Source organism: Arthrobacter sp. TB 26 (assembly GCF_000427315.1).
GTDB lineage: Bacteria > Actinomycetota > Actinomycetes > Actinomycetales > Micrococcaceae > Arthrobacter.
Window position 1 is genome coordinate 1 of the sequence record NZ_AUPJ01000167.1, and the last position, 703, is coordinate 703.

General features: G+C 68.4%; 1 protein-coding gene and 1 pseudogene. Both read left to right on the top strand.

What is annotated here, in order from left to right; all coding sequences use genetic code 11:
- Nucleotides 1-300 (top strand): DUF2071 domain-containing protein (locus K789_RS0105645; RefSeq protein WP_024365912.1); only part of this gene is annotated, 300 nt, incomplete at its 5' end.
- Nucleotides 301-387: 87 nt separating this feature from the next.
- Nucleotides 388-703: pseudogene (locus tag K789_RS0105650) on the top strand (HNH endonuclease); the annotation flags it as partial.

Below are 703 nucleotides of genomic sequence, written 5' to 3' on the forward strand. Positions count from 1 at the left end.
CGGGGCGGCGCCCGGAGCGACTTTGCAGTGGCCCCTCAGTCCGACGCCGAAGCCACCGACCCGCTGTCCCTCCACCTCACCGCCCGGTTCGGTCTGCACACCCGTTTCCGGGGCAGGACCCTGTACGTTCCCAACACCCACACCGCGTGGCCGCTCTATCGGGCAGAACTGACCCAGCTTGAAGACGAGCTGGTCGCCGCGGCCGGCATCAACGTCGAGGGTCCGCCCGAATCCGTGCTCTACTCGCCCGGGGTCCGCACCCAGTTTGGCAGGCCACGCGTGCTGAATGGCGGGTCCTGAACCTTTCTGACAGCGGGATTCTGGCGCAATCTGCGGAGCCAGTCCGGCCCTGCGTTTAATGTCGCAGGCCGTCGCTAGTGTGGGTTTATGGAAGCCGTCAGGGATTTCATTCCTTTGCAGGACACAGATTTTCAGGACACGGACCGGGGCGTTGCTCCGGCCGGGCGGTCCGGTGTGGATGATGCCCTGGCCGTGCTCCGGGAAGTGGGTTCGACGGCGGCCGCGGACGCCGCGCTCTGGGGATTCCGGGAGGCCTCGGATTTCGCCGGCACGGTCGAGGAGTTCTCGCGGATCATGGAGTACCTGCAGCTGGTGGCTGCCGGTGCCGTGGACCGGACCCGGAAGCAGGCCGCGGCCGCCGGCCCGAAGGCGGGCTCGTCGTGGACCACGGGCTGGCGGGACG